Origin of the sequence: Pseudomonas entomophila L48, assembly GCF_000026105.1 — a bacterium.
Lineage (GTDB): Bacteria > Pseudomonadota > Gammaproteobacteria > Pseudomonadales > Pseudomonadaceae > Aquipseudomonas > Aquipseudomonas entomophila.
Window position 1 is genome coordinate 5,519,286 of the sequence record NC_008027.1, and the last position, 15,591, is coordinate 5,534,876.

17 protein-coding genes and 1 tRNA gene are annotated in these 15,591 nt (G+C 63.6%); 10 read left to right on the forward strand and 8 right to left on the reverse strand.

The genetic code is table 11. The annotated features are described in order from the left end of the window. Window positions 1-17 precede the first annotated feature (17 nt). The 6 genes from hisF to PSEEN_RS24035 form a co-directional block, all read right to left on the reverse strand. Window positions 18-788 carry an imidazole glycerol phosphate synthase subunit HisF gene (gene hisF, locus PSEEN_RS24010; RefSeq protein ID WP_011536177.1) on the reverse strand — a complete coding sequence of 257 codons (771 nt, stop codon included), beginning with the start codon at window positions 786-788 and terminating at the stop codon, window positions 18-20. A gap of 9 nt (window positions 789-797) precedes the next feature. Next, on the reverse strand, window positions 798-1,535 hold the full coding sequence (gene hisA, locus PSEEN_RS24015; protein WP_011536178.1) for a 1-(5-phosphoribosyl)-5-[(5-phosphoribosylamino)methylideneamino]imidazole-4-carboxamide isomerase: 738 nt from the start codon (window positions 1,533-1,535) through the stop codon (window positions 798-800). A gap of 27 nt (window positions 1,536-1,562) precedes the next feature. Then, on the reverse strand, window positions 1,563-1,823 hold the full coding sequence (locus PSEEN_RS24020; protein WP_011536179.1) for a DUF2164 domain-containing protein: 261 nt from the start codon (window positions 1,821-1,823) through the stop codon (window positions 1,563-1,565). Continuing rightward, window positions 1,824-2,462 (reverse strand): imidazole glycerol phosphate synthase subunit HisH, encoded by a 639-nt coding sequence (gene hisH, locus PSEEN_RS24025; protein WP_011536180.1) that lies wholly within the window; start codon window positions 2,460-2,462, stop codon window positions 1,824-1,826. Beyond that, window positions 2,463-3,056 (reverse strand): imidazoleglycerol-phosphate dehydratase HisB, encoded by a 594-nt coding sequence (hisB, locus tag PSEEN_RS24030; RefSeq protein ID WP_011536181.1) that lies wholly within the window; start codon window positions 3,054-3,056, stop codon window positions 2,463-2,465. It lies immediately after the preceding gene. Window positions 3,057-3,273: 217 nt separating this feature from the next. Next, entirely contained in the window at window positions 3,274-4,932 is a 1,659-nt protein-coding gene (locus PSEEN_RS24035; protein ID WP_011536182.1) for an OFA family MFS transporter, read from the reverse strand. Between the two features lie 370 nt (window positions 4,933-5,302). On the opposite strand from PSEEN_RS24035, the gene PSEEN_RS24040 reads away from it, so the two are divergent. The 8 genes from PSEEN_RS24040 (at window position 5,303) to PSEEN_RS24075 (ending at window position 11,918) form a co-directional block, all read left to right on the forward strand. Then, window positions 5,303-7,552 (forward strand): AsmA family protein, encoded by a 2,250-nt coding sequence (locus tag PSEEN_RS24040; protein ID WP_011536183.1) that lies wholly within the window; start codon window positions 5,303-5,305, stop codon window positions 7,550-7,552. Beyond that, entirely contained in the window at window positions 7,549-8,616 is a 1,068-nt protein-coding gene (gene mutY, locus PSEEN_RS24045) for an A/G-specific adenine glycosylase (protein ID WP_011536184.1), read from the forward strand. Before PSEEN_RS24040 ends, mutY begins: the two co-directional genes overlap by 4 nt. After that, window positions 8,613-8,885, forward strand: a complete 273-nt coding sequence (locus PSEEN_RS24050) for an oxidative damage protection protein (protein ID WP_011536185.1) — start codon at window positions 8,613-8,615, stop codon at window positions 8,883-8,885. Before mutY ends, PSEEN_RS24050 begins: the two co-directional genes overlap by 4 nt. A 90-nt stretch (window positions 8,886-8,975) precedes the next feature. Then, window positions 8,976-9,051: transfer RNA gene (locus tag PSEEN_RS24055), tRNA-Phe, on the forward strand. Window positions 9,052-9,264: 213 nt separating this feature from the next. Beyond that, entirely contained in the window at window positions 9,265-9,726 is a 462-nt protein-coding gene (locus tag PSEEN_RS24060; RefSeq protein WP_044488538.1) for a DUF4234 domain-containing protein, read from the forward strand. 85 nt (window positions 9,727-9,811) lie between these two features. Further along, on the forward strand, window positions 9,812-10,132 hold the full coding sequence (locus PSEEN_RS24065) for a hypothetical protein (RefSeq protein WP_011536187.1): 321 nt from the start codon (window positions 9,812-9,814) through the stop codon (window positions 10,130-10,132). A gap of 178 nt (window positions 10,133-10,310) precedes the next feature. Continuing rightward, on the forward strand, window positions 10,311-11,321 hold the full coding sequence (ppk2, locus tag PSEEN_RS24070) for a polyphosphate kinase 2 (RefSeq protein ID WP_011536188.1): 1,011 nt from the start codon (window positions 10,311-10,313) through the stop codon (window positions 11,319-11,321). 153 nt (window positions 11,322-11,474) lie between these two features. After that, complete coding sequence (locus tag PSEEN_RS24075) at window positions 11,475-11,918, forward strand: hypothetical protein (protein ID WP_011536189.1); 444 nt, start codon at window positions 11,475-11,477, stop codon at window positions 11,916-11,918. Between the two features lie 114 nt (window positions 11,919-12,032). On the opposite strand, the gene gabP is transcribed toward PSEEN_RS24075, so the two are convergent. Next, window positions 12,033-13,418, reverse strand: a complete 1,386-nt coding sequence (gabP, locus tag PSEEN_RS24080) for a GABA permease (RefSeq protein WP_011536190.1) — start codon at window positions 13,416-13,418, stop codon at window positions 12,033-12,035. Between the two features lie 133 nt (window positions 13,419-13,551). Further along, entirely contained in the window at window positions 13,552-13,755 is a 204-nt protein-coding gene (locus tag PSEEN_RS26785; RefSeq protein ID WP_011536191.1) for a hypothetical protein, read from the reverse strand. Window positions 13,756-14,025: 270 nt separating this feature from the next. Between PSEEN_RS26785 and PSEEN_RS24085 the strand changes: the two genes are divergently transcribed. Together PSEEN_RS24085 and PSEEN_RS24090 are read left to right on the forward strand one after the other, a co-directional pair. After that, window positions 14,026-14,799 carry an ABC transporter ATP-binding protein gene (locus tag PSEEN_RS24085; RefSeq protein WP_011536192.1) on the forward strand — a complete coding sequence of 258 codons (774 nt, stop codon included), beginning with the start codon at window positions 14,026-14,028 and terminating at the stop codon, window positions 14,797-14,799. Between the two features lie 11 nt (window positions 14,800-14,810). Further along, complete coding sequence (locus PSEEN_RS24090; protein ID WP_011536193.1) at window positions 14,811-15,572, forward strand: ABC transporter substrate-binding protein; 762 nt, start codon at window positions 14,811-14,813, stop codon at window positions 15,570-15,572. Window positions 15,573-15,591: the final 19 nt, after the last annotated feature.

Consider the following 15,591-nt stretch of genomic DNA (forward strand, 5'->3'; position numbering starts at 1 on the left):
CAGCCCCAATCACGCTGTCAGCGCACGACAATCCCACGCGAAGCCATGTAGGCCTTCGCTTCCGGCACCGTGTACTCACCGAAGTGGAAGATACTCGCCGCCAGCACCGCGCTGGCATGCCCTTCCAGAATCCCGTCCGCCAGGTGCTGCAGGTTACCCACGCCACCCGAGGCAATCACCGGAATCCCCAGCGCATCGCTGATCGCCCGGGTCACCCCCAGGTCGAAACCGTTCTTCATGCCATCCTGGTCCATGCTGGTGAGCAGGATTTCACCGGCCCCCAACCCTTCCATCTTCTTCGCCCACTCCACCGCATCCAGCCCGGTGGGCTTGCGCCCGCCATGGGTGAAGATCTCCCAGCGCGGCGCTTCGCCCGGGCCGGAGACTTTCTTGGCGTCGATGGCAACCACGATGCACTGCGAACCGAACCGGTCCGCCGCCTCGCCCACGAACTCCGGGTTGAACACCGCGGCGGTGTTGATCGACACCTTGTCGGCACCGGCATTGAGCAGGTTGCGGATGTCCTGCACGGTACGCACGCCACCGCCCACGGTCAGCGGGATGAACACCTGGCTGGCCATGCGCTCGACGGTATGCAGGGTGGTGTCACGGCCATCGACACTGGCGGTGATGTCGAGGAAGGTGATCTCGTCGGCACCCTGTTCGTTGTAACGACGGGCGATCTCCACCGGGTCGCCGGCATCGCGGATGTTCTCGAACTTGACGCCCTTGACCACCCGGCCGTTGTCCACGTCCAGGCAAGGGATGATGCGCTTGGCCAGTGCCATGGTCGTTCCTCAGCCTTGGTAGTTGTCGCAGAAGGCCTGGGCCTCGGCGACGTCGAGGGTGCCTTCGTAGATGGCACGGCCGGTGATGGCGCCGATGATGCCGGGGGCTTTCGCGTCCAGCAGGGCCTTGATGTCACCCAGGTTGTGGATGCCGCCCGAGGCGATCACCGGGATCGAGGTGGCTTCGGCCAGGGCCTTGGTGAAGGGCACGTTGCAGCCCTGCATCATGCCGTCCTTGGCGATGTCGGTGTAGACGATCGCCGAGACACCATCGGCCTCGAAACGCTTGGCCAGGTCGATCACTTGCACCGCGCTCACTTCGGCCCAGCCGTCGGTGGCGACGAAGCCGTCTTTCGCATCCAGGCCGACGATGACCCGGCCCGGGAAGGCCTTGCACGCTTCGGCGACGAACTCTGGCTGCTTGACCGCCTTGGTGCCGATGATCACGTGGCTGACGCCCGCCTTGACGTAGTGCTCGATGGTTTCCAGCGAGCGGATGCCGCCGCCGATCTGGATCGGCAGGTTCGGGTAGCGCTTGGCAATCGCGGTCACCACTTCACCGTTGACCGGCTGGCCTTCGAAGGCGCCGTTCAGGTCGACCAGGTGCAGGCGGCGGCAGCCACCCTCGACCCATTTGGCGGCCATGCTCACCGGGTCGTCGGAGAATACGGTGGAGTCTTCCATGCGGCCTTGGCGCAGACGTACGCAGGCACCGTCCTTGAGATCGATAGCGGGGATAATCAGCATCTTGATGACCTGTCTTGTTCGTTGAGTTCAGGGCTTCTCGAGCGCCCACAGGTCGCTTTCGATGCTCTCGAACCGCTCCTTGAGGTGCAGCTGAACATCGGCAATCGCCCTGTTGTAGTAATACGGAGCCACTTCTTTGGAAAACAGCTCGAGGACCTCGGCCACCTCGAACGACCCCAGCTCCAGCTCGAAACGGTCTTCGAGGAAGCGCTTGAGCTTGTCGAGCGCCTCGCGCTCTTGCTCGGGGGCCAGCGTGAGAATGGGGGCCTTGGTCTTCGCTCGGCTCATTTACCAGCGCCCATCCCAGGCGACGAAGTTCTGCAGCAGTTGCAGGCCATGGGTGTGGCTCTTCTCCGGGTGGAACTGCACGGCGAAGCGCGAACCGTCGGCCAGCGCGGCGGCGAAGTCGACGCCATAGTGGCCGCGACCGACTACCTGGCCTTGCTTACCGGCATTGATGTAGTAGCTGTGCACGAAGTAGAAGCGTGCGCGATCAGGGATGTCGTGCCACAGCGGGTGGTCGATGGTCTGGCTGACCTCGTTCCAGCCCATGTGCGGCACTTTCAGGTGCTCGCCGTCTTCCTTCAGGTCTTTACCAAAGAAGCGCACCTGGCCGGGGAACACACCGATGCAGTCGACACCCTCGTTCTCTTCGCTATGGTCGAGCAGCGCCTGCATGCCCACGCAGATACCGAGGAACGGGCGGTCCTGGCTGACTTCGCGCACCAGGCTGTCAAAGCCCAGGCGGCGGATCTCGGCCATGCAGTCGCGGATCGCGCCGACGCCGGGGAACACCACACGGTCGGCTTCACGAATCACCGCGGCGTCGCTGGTGACCAGCACCTTGCCGGCACCCACGTGCTCCAGGGCCTTGGCCACCGAGTGCAGGTTGCCCATGCCATAGTCGATTACGGCTACCGTCTGCATTTACAGGCACCCTTTGGTGGAAGGCATCTGCCCGGCCATGCGCTCGTCTTGCTCGATGGCCATGCGCAGCGCGCGACCAAAGGCCTTGAACACGGTCTCGATCTGGTGGTGGGTGTTGTGGCCACGCAGGTTGTCGATGTGCAGGGTCACCAGGGCATGGTTGACGAAGCCCTGGAAGAACTCCTGGAACAGGTCGACATCGAAGCCACCCACCGATGCGCGGGTGTAGGGCACGTGCATCTGCAAGCCCGGGCGGCCGGAGAAGTCGATGACCACCCGCGACAGGGCTTCGTCCAGCGGCACGTAGGCGTGGCCGTAGCGGTAGATGCCTTTCTTGTCGCCAATGGCCTGGGCGAACGCCTGGCCGAGGGTGATACCGACGTCTTCGACGGTGTGATGGTCATCGATATGCAGGTCGCCCTTGCACTCGATGTCCAGATCGATCAGCCCATGCCTGGCGATCTGGTCGAGCATGTGTTCAAGGAAAGGCACGCCGATATCGAATCGGGCCTTGCCGCTGCCATCGAGGTTGATCGAGCACTTGACCTGGGTTTCCAGGGTATTGCGCTCGACGGAAGCCTTACGTTCGACCATCACCAGCTCCGCAAAATCATTGGGCGAAAAGGGTTCCATTATAGGCCCAGAATGCGCCGGCTTGAAACGCGGATGACATATGGTGGAGCAAGCATTTACGGGGGTTGGACAGGCCTACAGGTCTATACAACCGCCCTTTCGCCGGCAAGGCCGGCTCCCACAGTCGCATCGCACCCTGTAGGAGCCGGCCTTGCCGGCGAACAGCCTCAAGCATCAATCAATGAAACAGCACGGCCGTCTTCTGCAAGGTGATCCACACCCCCCAGGCCAGCGGAATCACCACCACGGCCCAGGCCAGCAGCACCAGCGGCAGGCTGCCCGGCGCTGCATGCCATTCCAGCGCACGCGCAGAATCCGCGCCCTTGTCATGGCTCAAGGCCCGCTCGGCGGCCAACTCGGCGTCGGTCATGAAGTACTTGTCCGCCACTGGCCGCACCAGCATGTTGCAGATAAAGCCCAGCACCAGCAGGCCGGCCAGGATGTACAGGGTCATGTCGTAGGCCGCGGCCCGCTCGACGCCCGCCGCCAGCTGCGCCTCGCGCAGGTAGGTGATCAGCACCGGCCCCAGCACGCCGGCCGCCGCCCAGGCAGTCAGCAAGCGGCCGTGAATGGCGCCGACCATCTGCGTACCGAACAGGTCGGCCAGGTACGCCGGCACGGTGGCGAAGCCGCCGCCGTACATCGACAGGATGATGCAGAACGCCGCCACGAACAGCGCCACGTTGCCGATATGGCCCATGTTCGGCACCAGGCTGTACAGCCCCACGCCCAGAGCGAAGAAGGCGAAGTAGGTGTTCTTGCGCCCGATGTAGTCGGAGAACGAAGCCCAGAAGAAACGCCCACCGATGTTGAACAGGCTGAGCAGGCCGGTGAAGCCTGCGGCGATGGCGGCAATCTGCGCCAGTTGCGCGGCGTTCAGCTCGCTGAAAGTCAGCTCGTTGCCCAACAGCTTGCCAGCGAACACTTCCTGCAGCAGCGGCGACGCCATGCCGAGAATGCCGATACCCGCCGAAACGTTCAGGCACAGCACCAGCCACACCAGGGCGAACTGCGGGGTTTTCCAGGCCACGCTGACATGCACATGCCGGTCAGTGACCATGGCGTTGGCCTTCTTCGCCGGCGCGGTCCAGCCTTCAGGCTTCCAGCCGGTCGGCGGCACCCGGTAGGCCAGGGCGCCGGCGGTCATGAACACGAAGTAGATCGCGGCCATGGCGACGAAGCTCTGCCATACGCCCACCTCGGTCGGGCTGGAGAAATGCCCCATCAGCGCGGTGGCCAGCGGCGCGCCCACCATGGCACCCCCGCCAAAGCCCATGATCGCCATGCCGGTGGCCATGCCGCGCTTGTCCGGGAACCACTTGATCAGCGTCGACACCGGCGAGATATAGCCCAGCCCCAGGCCGATCCCGCCGATCACCCCCGAGCCCAGCCACATCAGCCACAGCTGGTGGGTCTTCACGCCGATCGCCGAGATCAGCAGGCCACCGCACCAGCACAGCGCCGACACCAGGCCGGCCTTGCGTGGGCCGGCGTGTTCCAGCCAACCGCCGAGCACCGCGGCCGAACAACCGAGGAACACGAAGAACAGGGTGTAGATCCAGCTGAGCATGGAGATCGGCCAGTCGCACTCGGCGCTGAACAGGCGGGCGACGAAGCCCATGTCAGCAGCGCAGGCCACCGGCGCGCTGACACCCAGGGCCTGGGACAGCGGTAGCCAGAACACCGAGAAACCATAGGCCATGCCGATGCACAAGTGGATGGCCAGGGCCGCCGGCGGCACCAGCCAGCGGTTGAAGCCCGGGCGGGCGATGATGCGCTCCTTCGACAGGAAGCCCGGCGCGCTCGCCGCCACTCCCGCCGTGATACTGCTGTTCATGGGTTGTTCCTTTTTTGTAGGTGGGCGATGCACGCGGAGGGCTCTGCACGGCTGCACGCAAGGCAGCCCGGCCGCTTCGGTCGGCACCCCGCGACAATGGGTCGCGGGGGCTCCACGGGCGGCGCAAGATTACCAGCAGCCGGTGGCATGAAAGCAATCTGATATCGTGTTTTTTTCGTCAGCTGAAACGGTATTTCTCAGACCGTGTCGCCTGGTTCGCCGGCAAGCCGGCTCCTACGGCTTCGGTGGGGACCGGATTGCAGGCGAACCGGCCAAGCCACGCACGGTCGAAACGTCGAATGCGCAGAGCCAGGCGCCACGGCGCTATACTCGCCGCTGAATTTCACTTTCGGACTACAAGGACTCGCCCATGAAAGCGTTCGGCAAAATCCTGGGGCTGGGGCTGCTCGGGTTGTTGCTGATCATCGTGGCGCTGGGCTTCGCCCTGACCCACCTCTTCGATCCCAACGACTACAAAGACGAGATCCGCCAGCTGGCCCGCGACAAGGCCCATGTGGAGCTCACGCTCAATGGCGACATCGGCTGGAGCCTGTTCCCCTGGCTGGGCCTTGAGCTGCACGAGGCGAGCATCGCCACGCTGAACAACCCCAAGGTGCCGTTCGCCGACCTGCAGATGCTCGGCCTGTCGGTGCGCGTGCTGCCGCTGCTGCGCCGCGAGGTGCAGATGAGCGACGTGCGCGTCGAAGGCCTCAACCTGACCCTGACCCGTGACGCCAATGGCCACGGCAACTGGGAAGACATCGGCAAACCACTGCCTGATGCGACGGCCGCCAACGCACCTGCCGCCACCCCGGGCGAGGCGCCCGTCAACCCAGCTGCCAAGCCGGAACCCAGCGAGCGCATGGTCAAGCTCGACATTGACAGCCTGACCGTCAACAACGCCCGGGTGCTGTACACCGACGAGAAGGCCGGCCAGAGCTACGGTGCAGAGAGCATCCAGCTGAGCACCGGCGCCGTGCACGAAGGCATCAATATTCCGCTCAAGGCCAGCGCGTTCCTCAGCGCCAGCCAACCGAACATCAAGGCACGCACCGAGCTCACCGGCGAACTGCGCTTCGATCGCAAGCTCAAGCGCTACAACCTCGAAGACATGCGCCTGTCCGGCGAAACCTCGGGCGAGCCGCTGGCCGGCAAGACCCTGACCTTCGTCGCCCAGGGCCAGGTGCTGGTGGACCTGGCCGCCAACGTCGCCTCGTGGAGCGGCCTGAAAGTCTCGGCCAACCAACTGCGCGCCCTCGGTGAGCTGAACGTGCGCGACCTGGACAAGGCGCCGCAGGTCAGCGGCGGGCTGTCCATCGCCCAGTTCGACCTGCGCACCTTCCTCGACGGTATCGGCCACCCGCTACCGGCCACCGCCGACCCGGCCGCATTCAAGAAGCTGGAGCTGGTGACCCGCCTCGACGGCACCCGCGACAGCCTGGCCCTGGAAGACCTGGCCGTGAAACTGGACGACAGCACCTTCACCGGCCGCGTCGCCGTGGAAGACTTCGCCAAGCAGGCCCTGCGCATTCGCCTGAAAGCCGACAAGTTCGACGCCGACCGCTACTTCCCGGCCAAGAGCGACGAGGCCAAGGGCGCCACCGCGGCGCGCCAGGCCGAAGTGAAACAGCAGGAAGCCAGCGCCGTCGCCGGTGCCGGCACCACCCCGCTGCCCAACGCCCCGACGCAACAGGCCTGGAGCAACGACAAGCTGCTGCCGGTAGACCGCCTGCGCGCCCTCGACCTGCAGGCCGACCTGTCCTTCGGCGCCCTGGTGCTGGACAAGCTGCCCATCAGCGACGCCCAGCTCACGGCCACCGGCCAGGGCGGCCTGGTGACTCTGCAGACCCTACGCGGCGGCCTGTACAACGGCAGCTTCGAAGCCAAGGGCACGGTCGACGTGCGCCCTGCCGTGCCGCAGATCGGTGTGAACACCAAGATCAATCGCGTCCCCGTGGAGCACTTCATCAAGCGCGAAGGCCCCGACCAGGCGCCCCCCGTCAAAGGCCTGCTGACCCTGAGCAGCGACCTGACCGCCACCGGCAACAGCCAGAAGGCGCTGGTCGACACGCTCAACGGCAACGCCAGCTTCACCATCAACGACGGCGTGCTGGTCAACGCCAACCTGGAACAGCAGCTGTGCCAGGCCATCGCCACCCTCAACCGCAAGCAGCTCAGCGGCGAGGCGCGGGGCAAGGACACGCCGTTCCAGGAACTGCGCGGCAGCCTGGTGATCCGCAACGGCGTGGCCAGCAACCCGGACCTCAAGGCGCGCATCCCGGGCCTGACCGTCAACGGCAATGGCGACCTCGACCTGCGCGTGCTGGGCATGGACTACAACGTCGGCATCGTCGTCGAAGGCGACCAGCGCGCCATGCCCGACCCGGCCTGCCAGGTCAACGAGCGCTTTGCCGGCGTCGAAGTGCCGCTGCGCTGCCGTGGCCCGCTGGAACTGGGCGCCAAGGCCTGCCGCCTGGACCAGGATGGCCTGGGTAAAGTCGCGGCGAAGCTGGCCGGCAACCGCCTGAAGGACAAGATCGATGAAAAGCTCGAAGAAAAACTCGGAGACAAAGTGAGCCCGGAACTCAAAGATGCGCTCAAGGGGCTGTTCAAGCGATGACACCCCAGCAGTTCTCCAGCGCCGTGCTGGCGTGGTACGACCAGCACGGCCGTCACGACCTGCCCTGGCAACAGGGCATCACCCCGTACCGGGTGTGGGTCTCCGAAATCATGCTGCAGCAGACGCAAGTCAGCACCGTGCTCAACTACTTCGACCGCTTCATGCAGGCCCTGCCCACCGTGCAGGCCCTGGCCGAGGCGCCGGAGGACGAGGTGCTGCACCTGTGGACGGGCCTGGGCTACTACACCCGCGCCCGCAACCTGCAAAAGGCCGCAAAGATCGTCGTCGAGCAGCATGGCGGCGAGTTCCCGCGCAGCGTCGAGCAGCTCACCGAGCTGCCCGGTATCGGCCGCTCCACCGCAGGCGCCATCGCCAGCATCAGCATGGGCATCCGCGCGCCGATCCTCGATGGCAACGTCAAGCGCGTGCTGGCCCGCTTTACCGCGCAAGCGGGCTACCCCGGCGAGCCCAAGGTGGCCAATCAGCTATGGGCCACCGCCGAGCGCGTGACCCCGATGACACGGGTCAACCACTTCACCCAAGCGATGATGGACATGGGCGCCACGCTGTGCACCCGCAGCAAGCCCAGTTGCCTGATCTGCCCATTGCAGCGCGGCTGCGAAGCGCACCTGCACGGCGAAGAGACCCGCTACCCCGAGCCCAAGCCGCGCAAGGCCCTGCCCCAACGCAAGACCCTGATGCCGCTGCTGACCAACCCCGAAGGCGCGATCCTGCTCTACCGCCGGCCCTCCACGGGCCTGTGGGGCGGCCTGTGGAGCCTGCCGGAGCTGGACAACCTCGAACAGCTCGACGACCTCGCCTACCAGCACGGCCTGCGCCTGGCCGGCAGCCAGGCACTCGCAGGCCTGACCCACACCTTCAGCCATTTCCAGCTGGCCATCGAGCCCTGGCTGGTGCGTGTCGACCCCGTCGGGCCGCACGTGGCCGAGCCCGACTGGCTCTGGTATAACCTCGCCACCCCGCCGCGCCTGGGCCTCGCCGCCCCGGTCAAGAAGCTGCTGCAACGCGCGGCCGACGAACTGATTGCAGGAGAGAAGCCATGACCCGCACCGTGAAGTGCCGCAAGTACAACGAAGAGCTGCCAGGCCTGGACCGCCCACCGTATCCGGGCGCCAAGGGCCAGGACATCTTCGAGCACATCTCGCAAAAAGCCTGGAAGGAGTGGCAGGACCACCAGACCATGCTGATCAACGAGAAGCGCCTGAACATGATGAATGCCGAGGACCGCAAATTCATCCAGGCCGAGATGGACAAGTTCTTCGCTGGCGAGGACTACGCCCAGGCCGAAGGCTACGTTCCGCCCTCGAATTGACCCCGGAAAACGTAAGCGACGGAATTAATTTAAATTTTTTCAAAAAAGTCGTTGACGATCGGTTCGGAAATCTATTTAATGCACCTCGTCGCCCAGATAGCTCAGTCGGTAGAGCAGAGGATTGAAAATCCTCGTGTCGGCGGTTCGACTCCGTCTCTGGGCACCAAGTGCCAAAACCCTGGTTCGAAAGAACCAGGGTTTTTTTATGCCCGAATGATTTGTGCGCCGGATTTCTGGCGACAAAATATCAATGTGATATCATTCGCGCCCGCGACCCACTCAAGTGGACGCGCACCAAGGAAGATGGTTGAGCAAGGATTGCCTCGACGGACAGCCGATGTCTCAACCCGCTTTTCACTCAACGAAAATCGGAACACTCATGACATCCCCTGCCGAACTCATGAACAAGGTCAACCGCAAGACCTTGCACCTCGTCCTGCTGTCCATGGCCACCGGCGGCCTCTATCTGCTGGTCTGGCTGTTCAAGGCCAACCAAGCCCTGCGTGAAGCAACCGGGCAACCACTCTGCAGCGAAACCTTCGTCATCTGGCTGTGTGTCTGCACCGGCCTGGGCGGCGCCTTCGCCGGCAGCCCGGAGCCGCTGGTTGCCGGCCTGGGTGGCTTGCTGGGCCTCGCCGGCTGGGTGCTCTGGATCATCTGCGCCTTCAATGCACGCACCTTGCTGATCGCCTATGCACGCGAGCATGAGCAACCTCATTTCAGGATGAACGGCTTCTATACGATCCTGTTCAACCTCTACTACATCAACTACTGCATCAACGAGCTGGGCGAGAACGACACGCGCCAGCAGCCGATCTACGCACAGACCACCCAGGCCTGATCGAACACCTGCCCACGCGGGCAACCCAGGATTCGCATGCTGGCCCGATCATGCTTTTGACTATCGGGCATCCAAGGAGAGATAAATGGCTTACACCTCGATCATGTTCAAGAACCCGAAAACCGGCGCATTCAAGGAAGCGCCGGTCGGCTTCTCCTGGACCACCTTCTTCTTCGGCTTCTTCCCAGCCCTGTTCCGCGGTGACTGGAAATACGCCGCCATCCAGTTCGCGCTGCAGATCGTGACCCTTGGTCTGAGCGGGTTTGTGTTCGCCTTCATCTACAACAAGCTGTACATCCATGACCTGATCGGCTCCGGCTTCATGGCCCAATCGATCTCCAAGGGCGACATGGACTATGCGTCCGTCAAGCTGGGCCTGCCGATCCCGATGCTGCCATCGGCCTGACCCAACCGGCGTCGCACCTTGTGCACCCATGGCAGCCGCACTGCCATGGGTGACCGCCCTTCCTCCCTTCCCCCCCGCCACACAGCCCCCCCTGCCCGGTTGACCGACATCAAGGATCACGCCCCCCTTTGCCCATAGGATGGAAGGTGGACACTCGACCGACCCCGCAAGGACCTCCATGAGCGAAGAATCCGCCACCCTCCTGCTGCCGTCGCCTGCCGACAACAGCGCCATCGGCAAGCCGCCCACCCGCACGCGCCGTCCGCGCCAACGCAAGCCTGCTTCCCCCGCCGCCGCGCAGGAGACCATCACCCAGGTCAGCCAGCAGCCCGCCGCTCTGGAAGTGGCCAACGCCCGCAAGGGCAGCAGCGAGGACAGCACCTCGGCACGCCTGTCGGCCAGCTACCCGTACCGCACGCGCATGCGCCGCCAGGACTACGAGAAGGCCAAGCACGACCTGCAGATCGAGCTGTTGAAAGTGCAGAACTGGGTGAAGGAAACGGGTCAGCGCATCGTGGTGCTGTTCGAGGGCCGCGATGCCGCCGGCAAGGGCGGCACCATCAAGCGTTTCATGGAGCACCTGAACCCCCGTGGCGCACGCATCGTCGCCCTGGAGAAGCCCTCCGAGCAGGAGAAGGGCCAGTGGTACTTCCAGCGCTACATCCAGCACCTGCCCACGGCCGGTGAAATGGTGTTCTTCGACCGCTCCTGGTACAACCGCGCCGGGGTCGAGAAGGTCATGGACTTCTGCTCGCCGCTGCAATACCTGGAGTTCATGCGCCAGGCGCCGGACCTTGAGCGCATGCTGTGCAACAGCGGCATCCTGCTGTTCAAGTTCTGGTTCTCGGTGAACCGCGAGGAGCAGCTGCGCCGCTTCATTTCACGTCGCGACGACCCGCTCAAGCATTGGAAGCTCTCGCCCATCGACATCAAGTCGCTGGACAAGTGGGAGGACTACACCGCCGCCAAGGAGGCGATGTTCTTCCATACCGACACCGCTGATGCGCCGTGGACGGTGATCAAGTCGGATGACAAGAAGCGGGCGCGGATCAACTGCATCCGCCATTTCCTGCATTCGCTGGATTACCCCGGCAAAGATCCTCGCGTAGCGCACGCGCCGGATCCGTTACTAGTAGGCCGGGCCGCTCGGGGGTTCGAGGAAGACGAACCAGCAACAGGCCCCCTGTAGGAGCCAGCCTTGCTGGCGAACAGCCCCCCAGCAAATGCATGGGCCCTGTTCGCCAGCAAGGCTGGCTCCTACAAGGATCTTCGAAGCCCTTGGGTTTCCCTGGCAACTACGCTTCAATACGCGCCTTTACCAGACACCCAAGGACCTGCCCCCATGGCCACCAACACCAAACAACAGAAACGCGCCAAGCGCGCCGCCGCCAAGGCCAAGCAGAACCGCATGGTGCGCAGCGGCCAGGCGGTCAAGGCCAGCACCGGCGACAGCGCCAGCGTCGAGCAGGTGTTCAACAAGGCCATGGAGTCAGGCAGCTACACCAGCCTGTTCGAGAAGATGAAGGAAGCCCAGGAAAACGGCCTGGTGCCGATGATCTCGGTGTTCCTGGTCGACCCACTGCTGGCACTGGTGCTCAAGGGCCACAAGGAAGAGCACGCCACCGACTACATCGTCATGGTGTTCACCGCCTACCGCAAATGGCTCGACGGCACCGACGAGGACGCGACCATGGCCTGGCTGGAGAGCGATGAGTTCCAGGACGCCTATGTCACCGCTTCCGAGGTGGTGGCCAAGCAGCAGCAACAGCAGAAGCAGTTCGGCTGACCTTCCGGGCCCTGTTCGCCGGCAAGCCGGCTCCTACACGACCCCTTCCTGCCCAGACAAACAAAAAGGCCGCGCCCCTCAAAGGACGCGGCCTTTTCATTTCACACCAGCGAATCAGCTATCCAGCGCAACCCGCGCGGCGGTGCCGCGCTTGCGGTGCACCAGCAGGCCGGTGGCAACCACACCGATGCTCAGGATTGCAGTGGCGATGATCTCGGCACGGTGATCTTCACGCAGGGCCATCACCACCAACACGGCAATGATGAAGGCGATGGTCGCCCAGGTCAGGCCCGGGAACATCCACATCTTGAACGAGATCTTCTCGCCCTTGGCTTCACGCTGGGCACGCATACGCAGTTGCGACACGGCGATTACCAGGTACACCAGCAGGGCGATGGCGCCGGAGCTGGCCAGCAGGAACTCGAACACCTCGGCCGGGGCCAGGAAGTTGGCGAACACGCACAGGAAGGCCGCTGCAGTGGACAGCAGCACGGCCCAGTGCGGGGTACCCGCCTTGGTGGTGCGCTGGGCGATGGCTGGGGCGTCGCCACGCTTGCTCAGGGAGAACAGCATGCGCGAAGAGGTATACAGCGCCGAGTTCAGGCAGCTGGTCACGGCGATCAGCACGACGATGTCGACAATCAGCTTGGCATTCGGCACGCCGATCAGGCTGAGGACGGTCTGGTAGGAGCCTTTCTCGGCCAGAGCCGGATCGTTCCACGGCACCATGGCCACGACCAGGAAGATCGACACCAGGTAGAACAGGCAGATACGCCAGATCACCGAGTTGGTGGCCTTGCTGATCTGCTTGCCTGGGTCTTTCGATTCGGCGGCGGCGATGGTGACGATCTCGGTACCCATGAACGAGAACATGGTGGTCAGCATGGTGGCCAGCACGGCGCCCAGGCCGTTGGGCATGAAGCCTTGGGTGTCGAACAGGTGGCTGATGCCGCTCACCTGGCTGCTTGGCACCATGCCGAACATGGCGGCGCAACCGACGATGATGAAGCCGATGATCGCCAGTACTTTGAGCAGGGCGAACCAGAACTCGAACTCACCGTAGTTCTTCACGCTGAACAGGTTGGTGACCGTCAGGGCCAGGGTGATGATCAGGGAGAAGGCCCACAGGTCCACGGCCGGGAACCAGGCGTGGAGAATGGCCGCGGCGGCGTTGGCTTCCAGCGGGATCACCAATACCCAGAACCACCAGTACAGCCAACCAATGGTGAAACCGGCCCAACGCCCGATGGCGCGGTCGGCATAAGTAGAGAAGGAGCCGGTGTCGGGCGAGGCGACCGCCATCTCACCGAGCATGCGCATCACCAGCACGACCAACGTACCCGCGGCGGCATAGGCCAGCAGCACGGCAGGGCCGGCAGCAGCGATGGCGTGGCCGGAACCGACGAACAGGCCGGCGCCGATGACGCCAGCGATGGACAGCATGGTCACATGCCGTTGCTTGAGCCCCTGAGCGAGGTCATTGGAATTGTTACCGCTCATAAAACTACCTTTGTAAGGAGGTGGACTACACGAATGACTGCCGGCGCGCCTGGGGATGTAAGTGGGCGCTGCCGCATTCAGTGGTTTCCAGATGGCAATAAGCGGGCCAGGTGAGAACCACTTTCGTCTGAAATCATCCAGCCGCCAATAACGGCGCGGCTTGCAGGGCATTCTGCCAAGCTTTGACCGAAAGGCCATTAAAACCCCATGCCAAGTCCGGATTACTGAAATACCCACTTACAAACGCACCAAAGGTGCTCCCCGGTAACACCTGCGCACACTTCATGGGCACATAAAAGCGCAACCAGCAGGCGCAACCATCCTCCAGCGCAATCATGAACAAAGCGCCACCCGGGCAAAAACGGCTTCCCAGACAGGGCCAAAGCTGGCACCATCGCGCCTTTTTTCATCAAGGCTCCGGCGCTGGGCAAAACGCCGTTGCGGACATCCTCGCGACAGTCCACTGCAACGATGCGACAAACTGTCCCACCAGCGACCTGAGCCCCCCGCGACCCGGTTGGCCGCCGTTATGCCGCTATGCTAGCGTGGCGCTCGCCAGGAAGGCCGCCAACAGCTGGGAACGCACCCGAACACATGAGGACCGCACATGGCCCAGGCCACGCCCGCGCTGGAAATCCGCAACCTGCACAAACGCTACGGCGAGCAGGAAATTCTCAAGGGCATTTCGCTGACCGCGCGCGACGGTGACGTGATCTCCATCCTGGGGTCGTCCGGCTCCGGCAAGTCCACCTTGCTTCGCTGCATCAACCTGCTCGAGAACCCGCACCAGGGCGAGATCCTCGTCGCCGGCGAGGCACTCAAGCTCAAGGCGCAGAAGAACGGCGACCTGATCGCCGCCGACAACCGCCAGATCAACCGCCTGCGCAGCGAAATCGGTTTCGTCTTCCAGAATTTCAACCTGTGGCCGCACATGTCGATCCTCGACAACATCATCGAGGCACCACGCCGCGTGCTCGGCCAGAGCAAGGCCGAAGCCATCGAGCACGCCGAGGCACTGCTGAACAAGGTCGGCATCTTCGACAAGCGCCACAGCTACCCCGCGCAGCTTTCCGGTGGCCAGCAGCAGCGCGCCGCCATCGCCCGAACCCTGGCCATGAAGCCCAAGGTCATCCTGTTCGACGAACCCACCTCGGCGCTCGATCCGGAAATGGTCCAGGAAGTGCTTAACGTCATCCGCGCATTGGCCGACGAAGGCCGTACCATGCTGCTGGTGACGCACGAGATGAACTTTGCCCGCCAGGTGTCCAGTGAAGTGGTGTTCCTGCACCAGGGCCTGGTCGAAGAGCAGGGATCGCCGCAGCAGGTCTTCGAGAACCCGACCTCGGCGCGTTGCAAGCAATTCATGTCCAGCCACCGCTAACGGAGCAATACATGCAGACTTACAAGAAGTTCTTCCTGGCAGCTGCTGCCACGCTGGTGATGTCGGCCAACGCAATGGCCGCGGAAAAACTGCGCATGGGTATCGAAGCTGCCTACCCACCGTTCAACAACAAGGATGCCAGCGGCCAGGTCGTCGGCTTCGACAAGGACATCGGCGACGCCCTGTGCGCCAAGATGAAGGTCGAGTGCGAAGTGGTCACCTCCGACTGGGACGGCATCATCCCGGCCCTGAACGCCAAGAAGTTCGACTTCATCGTCTCGTCGCTGTCGATCACCGATGAGCGCAAGCAGGCGGTGGACTTCACCGACCCGTACTACTCGAACAAGCAGCAGTTCATCGCACCGAAGAAAGTCGACTTCAAGACCGACCGCGCCTCGCTCAAGGGCAAGACCATCGGCACCCAGCGCGCCACCCAGGCCGCGACCTGGCTGGACGACAACGGCGGCCTGGACGGCGACTTCAAGGTCAACCTCTATGATGGCCAGGAAAACGCCTACCTGGACCTGACCTCCGGCCGTGTCGACGCCATCCTCGCCGACAAGTACGCCAACTACGACTGGCTCAAGTCGAAGGCTGGCCAGGACTACGAGTTCAAGGGCGACCCGGTCAACGAAAGCGACAAGGTCGGCATTGCCGTGCGCAAGGGTGACAACGAGCTGCGTAACAAGCTCAATGCCGCACTGAAGGAAATCGTCGCCGACGGCACCTACAAGAAGATCAACGACAAGTACTTCCCGTTCAGCATCTATTGATTCGCCCCGACAGGCATCG